The organism is Pseudomonas sp. GM48 (genome assembly GCF_000282335.1).
In the GTDB taxonomy this organism is placed as follows: domain Bacteria; phylum Pseudomonadota; class Gammaproteobacteria; order Pseudomonadales; family Pseudomonadaceae; genus Aquipseudomonas.
The window spans coordinates 99,570-115,420 of record NZ_AKJM01000115.1 but is presented as its reverse complement, the minus strand read 5'-3'; the positions used below and the strand labels follow the sequence as shown (position 1 = coordinate 115,420).

Annotated in this window: 17 protein-coding genes and 1 pseudogene; 6 read left to right on the top strand and 12 right to left on the bottom strand. The window is 58.7% G+C overall.

The features are described 5' to 3' along the window. Nucleotides 1-169: 169 nt before the first annotated feature. Nucleotides 170-1,354: a C17 cyclopropane fatty acid synthase CfaB gene (gene cfaB / locus PMI28_RS08030; protein ID WP_007989677.1), complete on the top strand. Its 1,185-nt coding sequence runs from the start codon at nucleotides 170-172 to the stop codon at nucleotides 1,352-1,354. Here the strand turns inward: cfaB and cls are convergent. After that, nucleotides 1,351-2,790 carry a cardiolipin synthase gene (cls, locus tag PMI28_RS08035; RefSeq protein WP_007989675.1) on the bottom strand — a complete coding sequence of 480 codons (1,440 nt, stop codon included), beginning with the start codon at nucleotides 2,788-2,790 and terminating at the stop codon, nucleotides 1,351-1,353. The two genes, cfaB and cls, sit on opposite strands and share 4 nt — an antisense overlap. A 133-nt stretch (nucleotides 2,791-2,923) precedes the next feature. Here cls and PMI28_RS08040 point away from each other — a divergent pair, with 133 nt between their 5' ends. After that, the gene (locus PMI28_RS08040) at nucleotides 2,924-3,445 is read left to right on the top strand and encodes a DUF3617 domain-containing protein (RefSeq protein ID WP_007989673.1); all 522 of its coding nucleotides are present in this window, start codon (nucleotides 2,924-2,926) and stop codon (nucleotides 3,443-3,445) included. Nucleotides 3,446-3,542: 97 nt separating this feature from the next. On the opposite strand, the gene PMI28_RS08045 is transcribed toward PMI28_RS08040, so the two are convergent. From PMI28_RS08045 to PMI28_RS08070, 7 genes and pseudogenes are all read right to left on the bottom strand, one after another. Continuing rightward, complete coding sequence (locus tag PMI28_RS08045; RefSeq protein WP_007989671.1) at nucleotides 3,543-4,421, bottom strand: His/Gly/Thr/Pro-type tRNA ligase C-terminal domain-containing protein; 879 nt, start codon at nucleotides 4,419-4,421, stop codon at nucleotides 3,543-3,545. 31 nt (nucleotides 4,422-4,452) lie between these two features. After that, nucleotides 4,453-4,704: pseudogene (locus tag PMI28_RS31195) on the bottom strand (dihydroorotase); the annotation flags it as partial. Nucleotides 4,705-4,720: 16 nt separating this feature from the next. Then, nucleotides 4,721-5,596, bottom strand: a complete 876-nt coding sequence (locus PMI28_RS08050; protein WP_007989670.1) for a metal ABC transporter substrate-binding protein — start codon at nucleotides 5,594-5,596, stop codon at nucleotides 4,721-4,723. Nucleotides 5,597-5,607: 11 nt separating this feature from the next. After that, on the bottom strand, nucleotides 5,608-6,474 hold the full coding sequence (locus PMI28_RS08055) for a metal ABC transporter permease (RefSeq protein ID WP_007989668.1): 867 nt from the start codon (nucleotides 6,472-6,474) through the stop codon (nucleotides 5,608-5,610). Further along, complete coding sequence (locus tag PMI28_RS08060) at nucleotides 6,474-7,142, bottom strand: metal ABC transporter ATP-binding protein (RefSeq protein ID WP_007989666.1); 669 nt, start codon at nucleotides 7,140-7,142, stop codon at nucleotides 6,474-6,476. Before PMI28_RS08060 ends, PMI28_RS08055 begins: the two co-directional genes overlap by 1 nt. Beyond that, a complete protein-coding gene (gene folE2, locus PMI28_RS08065) occupies nucleotides 7,139-8,035 on the bottom strand; it encodes a GTP cyclohydrolase FolE2 (RefSeq protein WP_007989663.1) in 897 nt (298 codons plus the stop codon). Before folE2 ends, PMI28_RS08060 begins: the two co-directional genes overlap by 4 nt. Nucleotides 8,036-8,207: 172 nt before the next feature. Continuing rightward, entirely contained in the window at nucleotides 8,208-8,585 is a 378-nt protein-coding gene (locus tag PMI28_RS08070; RefSeq protein WP_007989661.1) for a hypothetical protein, read from the bottom strand. 142 nt (nucleotides 8,586-8,727) lie between these two features. Here PMI28_RS08070 and zigA point away from each other — a divergent pair, with 142 nt between their 5' ends. Continuing rightward, complete coding sequence (zigA, locus tag PMI28_RS08075; protein ID WP_007989659.1) at nucleotides 8,728-9,933, top strand: zinc metallochaperone GTPase ZigA; 1,206 nt, start codon at nucleotides 8,728-8,730, stop codon at nucleotides 9,931-9,933. A 15-nt stretch (nucleotides 9,934-9,948) separates the two neighbouring features. Here zigA and PMI28_RS08080 read toward each other — a convergent pair whose 3' ends face one another. Beyond that, nucleotides 9,949-10,305, bottom strand: coding sequence for a hypothetical protein (locus PMI28_RS08080; protein WP_007989657.1), 357 nt, complete (start codon nucleotides 10,303-10,305; stop codon nucleotides 9,949-9,951). 27 nt (nucleotides 10,306-10,332) lie between these two features. Between PMI28_RS08080 and PMI28_RS08085 the strand changes: the two genes are divergently transcribed. Further along, nucleotides 10,333-11,304, top strand: coding sequence for a CobW family GTP-binding protein (locus tag PMI28_RS08085; RefSeq protein ID WP_007989655.1), 972 nt, complete (start codon nucleotides 10,333-10,335; stop codon nucleotides 11,302-11,304). 6 nt (nucleotides 11,305-11,310) lie between these two features. On the opposite strand, the gene PMI28_RS08090 is transcribed toward PMI28_RS08085, so the two are convergent. Then, nucleotides 11,311-11,724, bottom strand: a complete 414-nt coding sequence (locus tag PMI28_RS08090) for a DUF3301 domain-containing protein (protein WP_007989653.1) — start codon at nucleotides 11,722-11,724, stop codon at nucleotides 11,311-11,313. 119 nt (nucleotides 11,725-11,843) lie between these two features. On the opposite strand from PMI28_RS08090, the gene pdxY reads away from it, so the two are divergent. Then, on the top strand, nucleotides 11,844-12,716 hold the full coding sequence (pdxY, locus tag PMI28_RS08095; protein WP_007989650.1) for a pyridoxal kinase PdxY: 873 nt from the start codon (nucleotides 11,844-11,846) through the stop codon (nucleotides 12,714-12,716). Nucleotides 12,717-12,845: 129 nt separating this feature from the next. Here the strand turns inward: pdxY and PMI28_RS08100 are convergent, their stop codons facing one another. Beyond that, nucleotides 12,846-13,328: an acyl-CoA thioesterase gene (locus PMI28_RS08100; RefSeq protein ID WP_007989648.1), complete on the bottom strand. Its 483-nt coding sequence runs from the start codon at nucleotides 13,326-13,328 to the stop codon at nucleotides 12,846-12,848. A 286-nt stretch (nucleotides 13,329-13,614) separates the two neighbouring features. Between PMI28_RS08100 and PMI28_RS08105 the strand changes: the two genes are divergently transcribed. After that, nucleotides 13,615-15,378: a cation:proton antiporter gene (locus PMI28_RS08105; protein WP_033063512.1), complete on the top strand. Its 1,764-nt coding sequence runs from the start codon at nucleotides 13,615-13,617 to the stop codon at nucleotides 15,376-15,378. A gap of 22 nt (nucleotides 15,379-15,400) precedes the next feature. Here the strand turns inward: PMI28_RS08105 and PMI28_RS08110 are convergent, their stop codons facing one another. Continuing rightward, nucleotides 15,401-15,808 (bottom strand): SMI1/KNR4 family protein, encoded by a 408-nt coding sequence (locus PMI28_RS08110; RefSeq protein WP_007989643.1) that lies wholly within the window; start codon nucleotides 15,806-15,808, stop codon nucleotides 15,401-15,403. Nucleotides 15,809-15,851: the final 43 nt, after the last annotated feature.

Here is a 15,851-nt window from a genome sequence, read left to right as displayed (position 1 = left end):
CTGTGCGCGTACTTTGTAGTCATTGGAGATGAGGGCACATCATTTTGTGTATTCGCGGCGGCAGGTTCAGGCGTCGCGAAACATTGAAAAAGGCTATTAATTCGATAGCCAGCTATTTTTCAAAGATGGTCTACCCTCTGTTCAGACGTCTGAAACAAGGGGAATCTCCATGCTCGCGCAACTTCCACCGGCCTTACAGAATCTGCAATTGCCGCTTCGCCTGAGACTCTGGGATGGCCATGAATTCAATCTGGGGCCAACGCCCAGCGTCACGATTGTGGTCAAGGACCCACAAATGGTCACCCAGTTTACCCATCCAAGCCTGGATGCGCTTGGCGCTGCATTTGTCGAAGGCAAACTGGAACTCGAAGGCTCCATCAGCGATGTGATCCGCGTCTGCGATGAATGGAGCCAGGCATTGCTGGATGAAGGCGACGACAATCAGCCGGTTCGTAGCGTCCACGACAAAGAGACGGACGCCAAGGCGATTTCCTACCACTACGACCTTTCCAACGCGTTCTATCAGCTGTGGCTCGACAGTGACATGGCGTATTCCTGCGCTTACTTCGAGACCGGCAGCGAAACCCTCGAACAAGCCCAGCAAGCCAAGTTCCGTCATCTGTGCCGCAAGCTGCGCCTGCAGCCCGGCGAATACCTGCTGGATGTGGGTTGTGGGTGGGGCGGATTGGCGCGTTTTGCTGCGCGAGAGTTTGGCGCGAAAGTGTTCGGTATCACCCTTAGCAAGGAGCAGTTGGCTCTGGCCCGGGAGCGCGTAAAAGCGGAGGGCCTGGACGACCTGGTCGAACTGCAACTGCTCGACTATCGCGATTTGCCGCAGGATGGCCGCTTCGACAAGGTTGTCAGCGTCGGCATGTTCGAACACGTTGGCCACGCCAATCTGGCGGAGTACTGCAAGACTCTGTTCGGTGCGGTGAAAGAGGGCGGCCTGGTGATGAACCACGGGATCACCGCCAAATACACCGATGGCCGTCCGGTGGGGCGCGGTGCCGGTGATTTCATCGGGAAATATGTGTTCCCCAACGGCGAGCTGCCGCACCTGTCGATGATCTCCGCCGAGATCAGTGAGGCCGGGCTGGAAATCGTCGATGTCGAAAGTTTGCGCCTGCACTATGCGCGCACCTTGGATCACTGGAGCGAACGCCTGGAGGATAACCTCGAAGCGGCGTCCAGACTGGTGCCTGAGCATGTGCTGCGGATCTGGCGGCTGTATCTGGCCGGTTGCGCTTATGCGTTCGCCCGGGGCTGGATCAACCTGCACCAGATTCTTGCGGTGAAGGCTCACGCCGATGGCAGTCATGAACTGCCGTGGACCCGTGACGACATCTACCTCTAGAGAATCGGTGAAATCAGCCGGGCGACCCGCATGCCGACCTGCTGCAGGCGGTGGGTCTCCCGGCCTTCTTCTTTGGCGATTTCGTGGGCGTTGGCGAAGTCATCGTTGAGCATCAGCTCCACCTCGGCGGCAAACGCGCGGTCGACGGTCAGTAGCATCACTTCGAAATTCAGCCGGAACGAACGGTTGTCCAAGTTGGCGCTGCCAATGGCGCTGATTTCGCTGTCGACCAACACCACTTTCTGATGCAGGAATCCGGGCTCGTAACGGAACACCCGCACTCCGGCGCGCACCGCTTCGAAGGCATAGAGACTGGAGGCGGCGTAGACGATGCGGTGGTCAGGTCGTGACGGCAACAGCAGCCGCACATCCACACCGCGCAGTACCGCCAGGCGCAAAGCCGCGGACACGGCTTCGTCGGGGATGAAATACGGGCTGGTAATCCATACCCGTTCCGTCGCCGCATGGATGGCTTCGACAAAGAACAGTGAACAGGTTTCGTAGGAATCTGCCGGACCGCTGGCGAGCAACTGGCACAGCACGCCGTCTTCCGGATAAACCTCGGGCAGGATCAGTGGCGGCAGTGCACGAGCCGCCCAGAACCAGTCTTCAGCGAAAGACTCCTGCATACACGCCACCACTGGCCCGCGCACTTGTACGTGGGTATCGCGCCATGGTGCCAGGGGCGGCTTCTCGCCCATGTATTCGTCACCGACGTTGTGGCCGCCGACAAAGCCCAGAATGCCGTCTACCACCACGATCTTGCGGTGGTTGCGGAAGTTCACCTGAAAGCGATTGAGCCAGCCACTGCGGGTAGCGAAGGCTTTGACCTCGACCCCGCCATCACGCAAGACCTGCACATAGCCGTGGGGTAGGGAGTGGCTGCCGATTCGGTCATATAACAGGTAAATCGCCACGCCTTCGGCGGCTTTCTTTAACAACAGGGTTTGCAGGCGTTGGCCGAGGCGGTCGTCGTGAACGATAAAAAACTGGATCAGCACGGCTTCTTTCGCCTGGCTGATGGCATCGAAAATGGCGTCGAATGTCTGCTGGCCGTTGATCAACAATCGCATCTCGTTATTGGCCAGGCATGGCATGTGTCCCAGTTTCGGCAGCGCTCTGAGTGAGGCATATGCCGAGGAAGCGCGGGCGGTGAGTGCTTCTTCCACCCAGGGTCGCCAGTTGAGTTCGGAGATGGCCTTGCGCATTTCCTCGTTGGCCTGCCGCCGGGCCTTGATGTAGCCATCGAACGTGCTGCGGCCGAACACCAGGTACGGGATCAGCGTGAAGTAGGGGATGAAAAACAACGACAGGGCCCAGGCAATCGCACCTTGGGCGGTACGAACGGTCAACACGGCATGTATGGCCGCGATCATGCCCAGCGAGTGCAGCAGGGCGATGGTATAACCGAAAATATGCGGTCCGAAATAATCCATGGGGGGCTGCCTTGCTCCTGAAGATTCAGTGCTTAACAGACCATGTTCCGTGCAGAATGTCGCTAATTAATTGGCCCATGAACTGAAGCCTGCGGCGGACGTCTAACGGCCACAACTGATCAGGAGTTACTCGATGAACGTTCGTCTGCTGGGTTTGGCCATGGCACTGGGTTTGGCACTTCCTGTGGCGGCTCACGCGCAAATGCTGCAACCAGGATTGTGGGAGCTGACCACGAGCAACATGAAGGTCGATGAGCAGAATATGCCGGACCTGCAATTGATCCTCGGTCAGCTCCAGAGCCAGATGACCCCTGAGCAGCGTGCACAGCTGGAAAAACAGGGCATCACCATGGGCGGCAAAGGGATCCGGGCGTGCCTGACCCCGGAACAGGTCAAGACCGATAACATTCCACTGACCGATCCGCAGTCGGGCTGCAAGCAGGAAATCACCGATCGCTCCGGCAATCAGTGGAAATTCCGCTTCAGCTGCCCTAAAGCCCAGGGGGCGGGCGTGGCGACATTCCTTAGTGATCGCGAATTCACCACCAAGGTCAACGGGACGTTCAACGCTACCGGCATTCAGCAGAAGGGCAGCCTCGAATCCCGTGCTGTCTGGTTGGGGCAGGATTGCGGCACTGTGAAGCCAAGAGCTTAAAAGCTTCGCGAGCAAGCCCGCTCCCACATTTGATCTGTGGTGTTCACGAAATCAATGTGGGAGCGGGCTTGCTCGCGAAGGCGTCCATCCAGCGTCCCTAGATCCCCGGCCGACTCAACCACTCACACGCCGCCTCGACAGCCATCCGGCCGAAATCCTCCCCGGTGCGACTGCGCACACTGACAAATCCGCCCGCCTGTTCTTTTTCGCCCACCACTACCAGATACGGCACGGTTCGGCTGTGCTGGCGAATCTTGTAGTGGACCTTTTCGCTTCGCAGGTCGGCCCTGGCGCGCACGCCCCTTTGGCGCAAGGATTCGGTCACCGCTTGTGCATAAGTCGCCTGGCGGTCATCCATGCTCACGACGACCACGTGGGGTGGAACGCGCCAGTGTTGTAGCTCCTGATGGTTCGACCAGCAGGTGCCGTAGATCCGTTGTTGCAACGTGCCGCTGATGTGATCGAGGGTAAACGCCTGCAGGACTTTAGTGGTGGGGACATGCGGCCCAAGGCTCGGGTACTCGGTGTCTCCCAGACGGTACAGTGACACCGCTTCGCGTGGTGGCCGACGACGGATCGAGTGATTGGTTGCTGCCAGTGACTGCATGCGCGCTTCGATAAGGGGCAGGTCTGCCGGGGTCAGCGGTTGCTCGACTGCAAACTCGTAAAAGAAGCCATCACCCAACTCCTTTCCCGCGTGCATTTGCGCATGTGGGTGAAGTTGCTTGATCGCCATGGCCAGCATCAATGCACAGGAGCGGCGCAGGATCTCCAGGCCGTCTGGCTCCCGGGGGGTGACAATGCTGACCCGGGCATCCGCCTCGATCATGTATTCGCAGTCCACCAGTACACCATTGACTCGACCCGCTACGGCCGCGCTGGCCAGTTCGGAGCTGATGCTGGCAGCTAACTCGTGCACGGAGAGCGGTTGGTCGTATTCACGCAATGAACCATCGGGCAGGGTGATCTGGATCATGGTCGGCGTACTCACGTGCTTCTTACGAGCGTTATTGCATAAACCGTAGGCGCAAACCCTGGCAGCTGTCATTACGACGTTTGTCGTGCCAGGAAAATTGCCCCGACACGATCACGGTGCTGATGCTGTGCCGAAAGCTCCGGCGAGCGCTGGGGCGGCCGCATTGCGAGCGGATTGGTTGCGTGGAAACGGCAACGCCGCCAGGCTCGGGCTTGATCAGCGCCAGATCTGCCCAATAGCCTTCTCGAAGATAACCGCGATCGGGAATGGCGAATAGGTCGGCGTGGGGTTCTTGCAGATCATGGCTTGCTCAACGCGTTGTACAGGGTGTTGAGGTTGTACTCGAACAACCCGGTGAAGGTGCTGGCCGGACCGCTCGCCGCAAGGGCATCGGAATACAACGTGCCCCCGATCTGCGCGCCGCTTTCATCCGCGATCTGCTTGAGCAGGCGGGCGTCCTTGATGTTTTCCATGAACACGGCTTTGACCTTGGCCTGACGAATCTGGGTGATCAGTGCGGCCACCTCGGCGGCTGAAGGTTCGCGCTCGGTGGACAGTCCTTGAGGCGCCATGAAGTCGATACCGTAGGCTTGGCCGAGATAACCGAAGGCATCATGGGACGTCACGATCTTGCGATTGCCCGGTGGCAGTGAGCCAAGTTTGGCCTTGGCTTCGGCGAGCAAGGCGTAGACCTGTTTCAGGTACACCTGGCTGTTGCGCTCATAGTCGGCTGTGTTTGCCGGATCAGCAGCGATCAGCGCCTTGGTGATGTTCGCGATGTACAGCTCGGCGTTCGCCAGGTTATGCCAGGCATGCGGGTCGGGAATGGTTTCGCCGTCTTCATCCAGGCTACGCGGTATGACTCCGTGGCTCGCGCTGATGACCGGCGCCTTGGTTTCGGTGCTGGTCACCAGGCGATCCAGCCAGGGCTCGAAACCCAAGCCATTCTTGATGATGAGTTTGGCTTTGAGCAGTGCTTTGGCGTCGTCCGGTGTCGGCTCGTACGTGTGGGCATCCGCGTCCGGGCCGACCATGTTGGTGATCTGGATATGATCCTTGCCGACCTGTCGGGTCATGTCGGCGAGTATGCTGAAGCTGGTGACCACCTGAAGTTTTTCGGCGGCAGACAGCGACATCGACACCATCAAGCTGAACAGCACGAGTAAAGCGCGCATCGGGTAACACCTCATTGGGATGTGAGCAAAGGTGGGCGGCGCAGCAAGCCGTGCACCGGCCCGAACACCACGGACAACAGATACCAGGCGCCCGCCACCAGCACGATTGCCGGGCCACTGGGCAGTGAGTAGTGGAACGAGATCAACAGACCGAGCCACACCGAGAGGCTGCCGAGCAAGGCCGCGACAACGATCAGTACCGGCAAGCGGCGACTCCAGAAACGCGCCGCGGCGGCGGGCAACATCATCAAGCCGACCACCATCAATGCACCGATCGCCTGGAAACCGATAACCAGATTCAATACCACCAGCGTCAGGAACACGCCGTGGGCCAACGGGCCGAGTCGGCTGACGGTTTGCAAAAAAAGCGGGTCGAGGGTGTCGAGCAACAGTGGTTTGTAGATCAGTGCCATGGCAATCAGACTCAGGCCTGACACCCAGAGCATGCCGGTCAAGGTGGGGCCGTCGACCGCCAGCGCCGAGCCAAACAGCAGGTGCAACAGGTCCAGGCGTTTGCCGGCGATGCCAAGAATCAGTACGCCACACGCCAGGGAAATCGGGTAAATCGCCGCGAGGCTGGCATCCTCCCGCAGGCCGGTGCGTCGCGTAATCCAGGCAGCGAGGCCCGCCATACTCAGGCCGGCGCCGAGGCCGCCAATGGTCAATGCCGGGAGGCTCAATCCGGCAAACCAGAAGCCTAAAGCCGCACCGGGAAGAATGCCGTGAGCGACAGCATCGCCGATCAGACTCATGCGCCTCAGGATCAGAAATACCCCCAGGGGCGCTGTGCTGCACGCCAACACCAAACCACCGAGCAGCGCCCGACGCATGAAGACGAATTCGTGGAACGGTTGCCAAAGATGCGCGGTAGCGATCATCAGGCCACCTGCGCTTGTGGTTGTTGGCGGATCAGTTCGGTGCTCTGACCGAGTACACAACCGCTGCTTTTGATCAGCAATGTTTGTGGGATGTGCTCGCGGACAGCGGCGAGGTCATGACACACGACCATCAGCGTCCGGCCTTCGAGGTGCCAATCGTGTAGGTGCTTCCAGAGCAATGCCTGGCCGAGTTCATCAAGGGCCGCGTGGGGTTCGTCGAGTAACAGCAAGGGTGCTTCGGTCAGGCTCAATCGGGCGAGCAGGGCGCGTTGCAATTCACCGCCGGAGAGCGCCATCAGGGGCCGATCTTCCAGGCCGTTCAGGCACCAGTTTTCGAGGACGGTTTTCAGTCGTTGACTGCGGATTTCCGGCGACTGTTTGTTGCCCCAAAAACCGGCGGCGACCAATGCCTGGAGGCTGATCGGGAATTGCCTGTCGAGGTGTTGTTGCTGGGGCAGGAACGACACGCCGCCCTTCAGTGGAACACTCAGTCGCACTTTTCCGGCCAGCGGTTTTTGCAAGCCGGCGATGACCTTCAGCAGGCTGCTTTTACCGCAACCGTTCGCGCCGATGATGGCGGTCAGGCTGCCCGTCGGCAGTTCGAGGTCCAGCGCTGGCGTGAGAGGCTGACCTGGTGCACCCCAGCGCAATGCGTGGCAACCGATCATGCGATCTCCCAGTTGAAACGGCTTTCGGCCACGGCGTCATGAGCGTGCAGGCTTTCGGCATGGATGACACGAATGTGGAAGGCATTGATGCCGGTGGAGCGTTTCAGGGCCAGGTTCAAACGGCGTGCGGCGTCTTCGCAGAACATCAGGTTCTGACCATTGGCCAGGGCGAAGGCTTGTTCGTCGGCGCGTTTTACCGCTGTTTGAACGGCTGTGCCGAGTGCGGCTTCGGCGTCGTTGATGACCGCAATCAGAGGCAACTCATCCAAAAAATCAGCCAGACGTACGCGCAACTTTGCGCTGCTGCGTTGGCTGTGAGGTGTGGCGACGATGCCGCTCGTGGAGCCAAGCCACGCTAAAACGTCGGCGTGTTGCAGTGACTTGTTGGCGAAATCATCGGCGAACTGTTGCTGAATCAACTGTCGAGAAAGGGCCGCGGAACATGGACATGTTGAGGAATAAGGCACGTCGATTTTTAGTTCCACGTGGAACATCGCGTTTTTCAAACGCGCTTCGATGCTCACCGGATAACTTTTCCAGCCTACCAATGGGCTGATCAGCGCCGGCCTTTTCAGCAACAAATCGGCATGAATGGTTAAGTGAGCACTGCTGGAAAGCCCTTCATGGCTCTCAAGAAAACGCTGCAAAACCCTGCGCAATAGAGCAGGTGAAAGGCTTTCCTGCTCCAGTAATTCAAGCGCCAGATAGAGCCGTGACATGTGAATGCCGCGCGCGTTGCCATCGTCGAGACTCACGCCAGCATCGGCCTTTGCATTCAGTCGTTGGCCGTCAAACAAAACAGGAAGAGCAATGCCGCACATGCCCACCCACTCCAGTGGCAGGGCTTGGCGTGAGGCCTGCGCGGCGATATCCGGCAGAGTCAGCGCATTCATGAGCAGGTCCATCGTGGGAGTTGATTTGGCATGTTATAGTATAACAATAAAATCAACGATGCCTTTTTCATGAACAGGCTTTCATCATGCACGACGCCACTTGCTCAACTTGATTCTGGCCAGCGCCGCCTTGGTGCGTCGGCTACGCAAACTCGAAGAAAAACAGGCAGGCCTAACAGCCGGCGATCCGGCTGCAGGTGAATTTGGCGCTGCTGCCGCCGGAGCTGGAAAACCGATTGATCGTTGTCCAGCCGACGCGCTGGTTGTAGCCAACCCAAGCCTCGCCATCGGATGCGATACCGGTGAAAAACGTAAGCTGACCGTAGCGGCTGTTGGTCTGCACCCAATAGCGTTTTCCGGCCATTTCGAAACCCCGCAGATAGATTGTGCTTCCGGCGGTGTTGACGCTGTAGGCGTTGCCATCCGCATCCACGCAGGCCAGCAGGTTCGCGCTTCGGGTGCACCTGGCCAGGCTCGGGGCCTGTGCGAGCGCGTCGGTAGCAGCCAGCAGGGAAAGCATTATCAACGCAGGTTTCAGGGCGTTGCGCATGGGGATTCTCACGGAAGGGATGCATTTAGCATCGTGTCCTTTGCCCGGTTGGGCAAGAGGGGATGGTTTATTTGTGTTGTTATACTATAACATTAAAATAAGCCCGACACAGCGACCGGGCATCCCTGTGAGGAATATGCAGATGTCCAATCGACTCCCCGTGACCGTTCTCTCCGGCTTTCTTGGTGCCGGAAAAAGTACACTTCTTAATTACATACTACGTAATCGCGATGGCTTGCGGGTTGCGGTCATCGTCAACGATATGAGCGAAATCAACGTAGATGGCACCGAAGTCCAGCGCGATGTCAGCCTGAATCGGGCTGAAGAGCGGTTGGTGGAAATGAGCAACGGGTGTATTTGCTGTACGTTACGAGAAGATTTGCTGGAGGAAGTGAGTCAACTCGCCAGGGATGGCCGCTTCGACTATCTGCTGATCGAATCCACCGGTATTTCCGAACCGCTGCCAGTGGCGGAGACCTTCACCTTCCGTGATGAAAACGGCCAGAGCCTCAGCGACATCGCACGTCTCGACACCATGGTCACGGTGGTCGATGGCATGAATTTCCTGCTCGATTACCAGGCTGCCGAAAGTCTGGCTTCCCGAGGAGAAACGCTTGGGGAAGAAGACGAGCGTTCGATTACCGATCTGTTGATTGAACAGGTGGAGTTCGCCGATGTGATTTTGCTCAGCAAGATCGATTTGATCAGCAGCCACGAACGCGAGGAACTGATCGCCATCCTTGAACGGCTCAACGCCCGGGCAGAAATCATTCCGATGGCGATGGGCGAAATCCCTTTGAATAAAATTCTCGACACCGGTCGTTTTGACTTCGAAAAGGCAGCCCAGGCACCGGGATGGTTGCAGGAAATGCGTGGCGAACACGTACCGGAAACCGAAGAGTACGGCATTGCTTCCAGCGCCTACCGGGCACGCCGACCGTTTCATCCGCAGCGCTTCTTCAACTTCATCGACGGCTCTTGGGACAACGGCAAACTGCTGCGCTCCAAGGGCTTTTTCTGGCTGGCAAGCAAGCACATGGACGCCGGCAGCTGGTCCCAGGCCGGAGGTATGATGCACTATGGTTTTGCCGGGCGCTGGTGGCGTTTCGTACCGAAAAACCAGTGGCCGCAGGATGCGGAAAGTACCGCCGGGATCATGAAAAACTGGACTGCCGACAGCGGGGACTGTCGCCAGGAATTGGTGTTTATCGGCCAGAACATCGATTTCACGCAGCTAGCGGCCGAGCTGGACGCCTGCCTGCTGACCGATGAGGAAATGGCGCTCGGTGTAGAAGGCTGGCGTTTGCTGGCTGATCCCTTCGGCCCTTGGTACGAAGAGGCTGCCTGACCCGCTGCGCAAGCTTCAAGGCTTGAGCCAGGTGCCCTGGCTCTGGGCCTCGCAGTACGGTTGTAAATACGCCGCGTCGGTGGCAACGCCGTAATAGTGAATATCTTGCCGGTAGGGCATATTGGCGACTTGGGCGTTGCTGCAGATGCCAAATGCGCCGCCGGGGCATTGGTCGACATACTTCACTTCGACTTTCTGCCCCGCCAGGTTCGGCTGGCAGAAACCATCGGCGAAGAGCTTTGGCGGGATGCTGCGATTCTGCTGGCAAACCTGGACGTCAAGCCGCTCGGCCTGGCTGTGAACCACACACGCCTGGGCCAGCGCCTCGCCTGAAACGAGTGCCAGGAGCAACGACAAGCCAATCAACCGCATCCATCACCTCCTCAGAAACCATTGACCATGCTGCAGAATATCCCCACTCATGTCATTGCCGGCCCGTTGGGCGCCGGCAAGACCAGCCTGATCAAGCACCTGCTGGCGCAGCGCCCGGCCGGCGAGCGCTGGGCGGTATTGATCAACGAGTTCGGCCAGATCGGTCTCGACGCTGCGCTACTGACCCGGGACGCCGATGGTATCGCACTGGGCGAAGTGGCCGGGGGCTGCTTGTGTTGCGTCAATGGGGCCCCGTTTCAGATTGGTCTTGGGCGTTTGTTGCGCAAGGCGCAACCGGATCGGCTGTTCATCGAACCCTCGGGGCTGGGGCATCCGGCGCAGTTGCTCAGGCAATTGAGCGAAGCGCCGTGGCAAGGCGTGTTGGCTGTTCAGCCTTGTGTGCTGGTGCTGGACGCCCAGTCGCTCGCCGCTGGCAAACCGTTGCCGGATGCGCAACAGCAAGCGTTGAGCCATGCGGGATTGTTACTGCTGAACAAATCTGAAGGTCTCGACGAAGACCGCCGCCAGCAAATTGCCGCGCTATTGCCGTCGACCCCCCTGTGTTGGACGCAACAGGCGGTTTTACCCTTGAGCGAGTTACCGGGGCTGAATACCAAAGCGCTGGCAGGTGTGGATAACTTCGTCGTGCCCAAGGGATTGGCGCAGTTGCCGGCCGTCTGGAGCGATCCCGCGTTGCCCATTTGCCTGAGTCAAGAACAGGACGGTGGCTGGAGCATTGGTTGGCGTTGGCATCCAGGCCAGGTGTTTGATGCCGGTCTGGTTAGCCAGTGGCTTGAGTGCCTTGGCTGGAGGCGGGCGAAGCTGGTTATCCACAGTGTCGAAGGGTGGGTCGCGGCGAACGCTGTGGATAACTCGGTACTGGACTGGCAACCCAGTGAATGGCGGCAGGACTCACGTATCGAGCTGATTTTCAGTGAGCCGCAAAATGCAGAACTGTTGCAGGGTGAGCTGGCAGCGTGCCGATCCGAATCGGGTTAATGTGGTTCAAGGCCGCCACTTGGTGTGTTCCTGACGCCACTGGCTCAGCTCGATCACCTCTGCGCGAGGCTTCACCACATCGACCACCGATTCGGTTTCGTCGAATGGGGCCGGGTAGGGCGCCAGTTCAATCTGTGCGCTGTGAGCGCCGAACTGGGTGATGGTGCCGTTGTGGCGGGTTTCGCCGGTTACGGTGAACTCGAAGTTATACACACGGGCCAGGCGTCGCCGACCACTGGCATCCCTGATGAACGCGATTCTTTTCAAGGCCACGTTGCCGTCGAGCAATTCGATCCCTAGTTTGCTGCAATGCTGTTTGACCCGCTCCAGTGCACGCTCGCGCAAGCCGTGGTTGTGCCATAGCCATGCGCCGGCAGTGGCGAAAAGCATCAGCACGAATATATTTCCAAGGGTCAGCATCAACAGGGTGCTCCAACAAGATAGTGTCAGCTTAACTGTGTCGCTGGTCTGTCGTACAGGCTGCGTTTAGTCGCATACTGCGCGGCTAGAATTTCAATCGTTTTACGGAAATCCACCGCATGAAACGTACTCCGCATTTGCTCGCTATCCAGTCCCACGTGGTATTCGGTCACGCCGGCAACAGTGCCGCGGTTTTCCCGATGCAACGGGTCGGGGTGAATGTCTGGCCGCTCAACACCGTGCAGTTCTCCAATCACACCCAGTACGGTCAGTGGGCCGGTGAAGTGCTGGCGCCGCATCAGATACCTGACCTGGTCGAAGGCATCGCGGCGATTGGCGAGTTGGGCAACTGCGATGCGGTGCTCTCCGGTTACCTCGGCAGTGCGGCCCAGGGCCGGGCGATCCTGACGGGGGTGGCGCGGATCAAGTCGATGAATCCCAAGGCGCTGTACCTGTGTGACCCGGTCATGGGGCATCCGGAGAAGGGCTGCAGTGTTCCGGCGGAAGTCAGTGATTTTCTGCTGGAAGAGGCCGCTGCCGTGGCGGACTTCATGTGCCCGAACCAGCTGGAACTGGACAGTTTCTCCGGGCGCAAGCCGCTATCGCTGTTCGATTGCCTGGCCATGGCGCGTGCATTGCTGACACGCGGCCCGAAAGCGGTGCTGGTCAAGCATCTGGACTATCCCGGTAAATCGGCAGAGGTCTTCGAGATGCTGTTGGTGACGGCCGAAGGCAGTTGGCATTTGCAGCGCCCGTTGCTGGCGTTTCCGCGTCAGCCGGTGGGCGTGGGCGATCTGACGTCCGGGCTGTTCCTGGCGCGGGTGCTGTTGGGCGACAGCCTGGTGGCCGCCTTCGAGTTCACGGCGTCGGCGGTGCATGAAGTGCTGCTGGAAACCCAGGCGTGTGCCAGCTACGAGTTGGAGCTGGTTCGGGCTCAGGACCGGATTGCCCATCCGCGGGTGCGGTTCGAGGCGACACCAATCAGTCTCTGATTGAGTGTTGAAACCATTCGCGAGCAAGCCCGCTCCCACATTTGATCTTTGGTGTTGCATAGATCCAGTGTGGGAGCGGGCTTGCTCGCGAAGGCTATCTAGAGAACACCATCAACCTGACTGAAAAACTCAGGCGTCGCCCTTGATATCCTGATAACGCTTTTCCAGCTCCTGACGAATCTGCCGGCGCTGTTGGGCCTGCATGTAACGGCGCTTGTCTTCACTGTTCTGCGGTTGCAGCGGTGGTACCGGTGCAGGTTTGCGCTGGTCATCCACGGCGACCATGGTGAAGAAGCAACTGTTGGTGTGACGCACCGAGCGCTCGCGAATGTTCTCGGTCACCACTTTGATGCCCACCTCCATAGAGGTGTTGCCGGTGTAGTTGACGGAGGCGAGAAAGGTCACCAGTTCGCCGACATGGATCGGCTCACGGAAAATGACCTGATCAACCGACAGGGTCACCACATAGCGGCCGGCATAACGGCTGGCGCAGGCGTAGGCCACTTCGTCGAGGTACTTGAGCAGGGTGCCGCCGTGAACATTGCCAGAGAAGTTGGCCATGTCGGGGGTCATCAATACCGTCATCGACAGCTGGGCGTTTCCGGGTTCCATAGCATTCTCACGGGTCAAGGCCAGGTTTGAGGGATGCACCTCTGCGGGTGCCTCAGCGGTTTTTTCAAACCAACAGTTATCGGGACGCCGGGCGCAGAGTCGCCGTCACGCCGGATCGATCTGTTTCCATATATTGCACCGCCTTTCTGCCAGAAGTCGCGGTGTTACCCTGCAAAAAGCCCTGCCTCAAGGGCATTTCCTACGTGCAATTCCGATTTTTGTTCTGCTCGATCAGACTTTTCCTGCGTCCGGGGATCGAGCAATGCCAGCCAGGGAGTCTCACGCCGTGCATGCCATCAGTTTCATTCAGGATCTGGCAGTGATCATGTTGATCGCAGGTGTGGTGACGGTGATTTTCCATCGCCTGAAACAACCGGTGGTGCTGGGCTACATCGTCGCCGGTTTCATCATTGGCCCGCACACCCCGCCATTCGGCCTGATCCATGATGAAGAAACCATCAAGACCCTGGCCGAACTCGGGGTGATATTCCTGATGTTCTGCCTGGGCCTGGAGTTCAGCCTGCGCAAGCTGTTCAAGGTCGGTGCGACGGCATTCATCGCGGCGTTCCTGGAAATCGTGCTGATGATCTGGATCGGCTACGAAATTGGTCGCTGGTTCGACTGGAACACCATGGATTCACTGTTCCTCGGCGCGATCCTGGCGATCTCCTCGACCACCATCATCGTCAAGGCGCTCAACGATCTGAAGCTGAAGAACGAGCGATTTGCACAGCTGATATTCGGTGTGCTGATCGTCGAGGACATCCTGGGCATTGGCATCATCGCACTGCTGTCCAGCATCGCCGTCAGCGGTACGGTCAGTTCCGGTGAAGTGTTCTCCACAGTCGGCAAGCTATCGCTGTTCATGATCGTCGCATTGGTCATCGGTATTCTGATGGTGCCGCGTTTGCTGGCCTACGTGGCCAGATTCGACAGCAACGAAATGCTGCTGATTACCGTACTGGGCCTGTGTTTTGGCTTCTGTCTGCTGGTGGTCAAGCTTGAATACAGCATGGTTCTCGGGGCGTTCCTGATTGGCGCGATCATGGCTGAATCCCGGCAACTGCTGAAAATTGAGCGCTTGATTGAGCCGGTTCGCGATCTTTTCAGTGCGATTTTCTTTGTGGCCATCGGGCTGTTGCTCGATCCGGCGATCCTGCTTCAATACGCGTGGCCAATCGCCGTAATCACCGTAGCCGTGGTGCTTGGCAAGATGCTGTCCTGTGGCCTTGGTGCATTTATCGCCGGCAATGACGGACGCACCTCACTGCGGGTCGGGATGGGTCTTTCACAGATTGGCGAATTCTCTTTCATCATCGCGGCACTGGGCATGACGTTGCAGGTCACCAGCAACTTTTTATACCCCGTGGCCGTGGCTGTTTCGGTGATCACGACCTTGCTGACGCCTTATTTGATCCGCGCGGCTGATCCATTGTCGATCAAGCTCGCCGGCGTCATGCCGGAGCGCCTGGGACGGGTGTTGGGGATGTACGGCGAATGGCTGCGCAGCATCCAGCCCCAGGGTGAGGGGGCATTGCTGGCATCGATGATCAGAAGGATTTTGCTGCAGGTTGGGGTCAACCTGGCATTGGTGATCGCGATCTTCCTCTCAGGCGCGTTCTTCGCCGAGCGCATGTCGGCTTACTTGCAAGGCTGGATCAGCGACCCGAGCTGGCAGAAGGCATTGATCTGGGGTGGGGCGCTGTTGCTGTCGCTACCTTTTTTGATTGCGGCGTACCGCAAGCTAAAAGCATTGTCGATGCTGCTGGCGGAAATGGGGGTGAAGCCGGAAATGGCCGGGCGCCACACGCAACGAGTGCGCCGGGTGATCGCCGAAGTGATTCCGATCCTGTCGCTGCTGGTGATCTTTTTGCTGTTGGCAGCCTTGTCGGCCAGTATTCTGCCGACCAACAAGTTGCTGGTGCTGATCGCCATCGTCGCGGCCGCCGTGGCGGCATTGCTGTGGCGCTGGTTCATTCGTGTGCATACGCGGATGCAGGTGGCGTTGCTGGAAACCCTCGACAATCACAAGGAGTCGTCCGGGCATTGACCACCCTGCGGCGTTGGTTGGATCAGCTTTCCAGCCAGACGTCCCGCGCCCAGTGCCACACCGACTCCCAGGTCTCTTCGGCGATCAGCTCTTCTTCGGCCTGCCAAAACACCACGGTGCCGTCCTCTTCGACCAGGTAGTAGTCATCACCGACCTGGCAGATAGGAATCATGCTGCGATCAACGCCAGCGTCCCAGGCGTTGGCGGCAACGTCGGGCAGGTAGGTATGGGATTGCGGGTCGGTCACGGTGACCGGTTCCAGGCTTCCGTAGACCACGTCGCTGACGGTCAGCAGAAACTCTCTGAAGACGAACGGAATGTCGATGAACAGTTGTTCTTCGATTTCGACCAGCAGGTCTTCGTCGGGCAACTCCAAGGGGACCGGTACCGGTTCGTTGGCTTCACGCAGTTGTTCGATGATTTCTTCCACGTCCGGGATCCTCTTGCTTGTATGGCGCGGTTTATATGGGGCG

Excerpts from the sequence above, each read along its gene's own strand:
- cls (WP_007989675.1), bottom strand. The coding sequence starts at position 2,790 with ATGGATTATTTCGGACCGCATATTTTCGGTTATACCATCGCCCTGCTG.
- PMI28_RS08040 (WP_007989673.1), top strand. The coding sequence starts at position 2,924 with ATGAACGTTCGTCTGCTGGGTTTGGCCATGGCACTGGGTTTGGCACTT.
- PMI28_RS08045 (WP_007989671.1), bottom strand. The coding sequence starts at position 4,421 with ATGATCCAGATCACCCTGCCCGATGGTTCATTGCGTGAATACGACCAA.
- PMI28_RS08050 (WP_007989670.1), bottom strand. The coding sequence starts at position 5,596 with ATGCGCGCTTTACTCGTGCTGTTCAGCTTGATGGTGTCGATGTCGCTG.
- PMI28_RS08100 (WP_007989648.1), bottom strand. The coding sequence starts at position 13,328 with ATGGAACCCGGAAACGCCCAGCTGTCGATGACGGTATTGATGACCCCC.
- folE2 (WP_007989663.1), bottom strand. The coding sequence starts at position 8,035 with ATGAATGCGCTGACTCTGCCGGATATCGCCGCGCAGGCCTCACGCCAA.
- zigA (WP_007989659.1), top strand. The coding sequence starts at position 8,728 with ATGTCCAATCGACTCCCCGTGACCGTTCTCTCCGGCTTTCTTGGTGCC.
- PMI28_RS08060 (WP_007989666.1), bottom strand. The coding sequence starts at position 7,142 with ATGATCGGTTGCCACGCATTGCGCTGGGGTGCACCAGGTCAGCCTCTC.
- PMI28_RS08055 (WP_007989668.1), bottom strand. The coding sequence starts at position 6,474 with ATGATCGCTACCGCGCATCTTTGGCAACCGTTCCACGAATTCGTCTTC.
- PMI28_RS08070 (WP_007989661.1), bottom strand. The coding sequence starts at position 8,585 with ATGCGCAACGCCCTGAAACCTGCGTTGATAATGCTTTCCCTGCTGGCT.
- PMI28_RS08085 (WP_007989655.1), top strand. The coding sequence starts at position 10,333 with ATGCTGCAGAATATCCCCACTCATGTCATTGCCGGCCCGTTGGGCGCC.
- cfaB (WP_007989677.1), top strand. The coding sequence starts at position 170 with ATGCTCGCGCAACTTCCACCGGCCTTACAGAATCTGCAATTGCCGCTT.
- pdxY (WP_007989650.1), top strand. The coding sequence starts at position 11,844 with ATGAAACGTACTCCGCATTTGCTCGCTATCCAGTCCCACGTGGTATTC.
- PMI28_RS08080 (WP_007989657.1), bottom strand. The coding sequence starts at position 10,305 with ATGCGGTTGATTGGCTTGTCGTTGCTCCTGGCACTCGTTTCAGGCGAG.
- PMI28_RS08090 (WP_007989653.1), bottom strand. The coding sequence starts at position 11,724 with ATGCTGACCCTTGGAAATATATTCGTGCTGATGCTTTTCGCCACTGCC.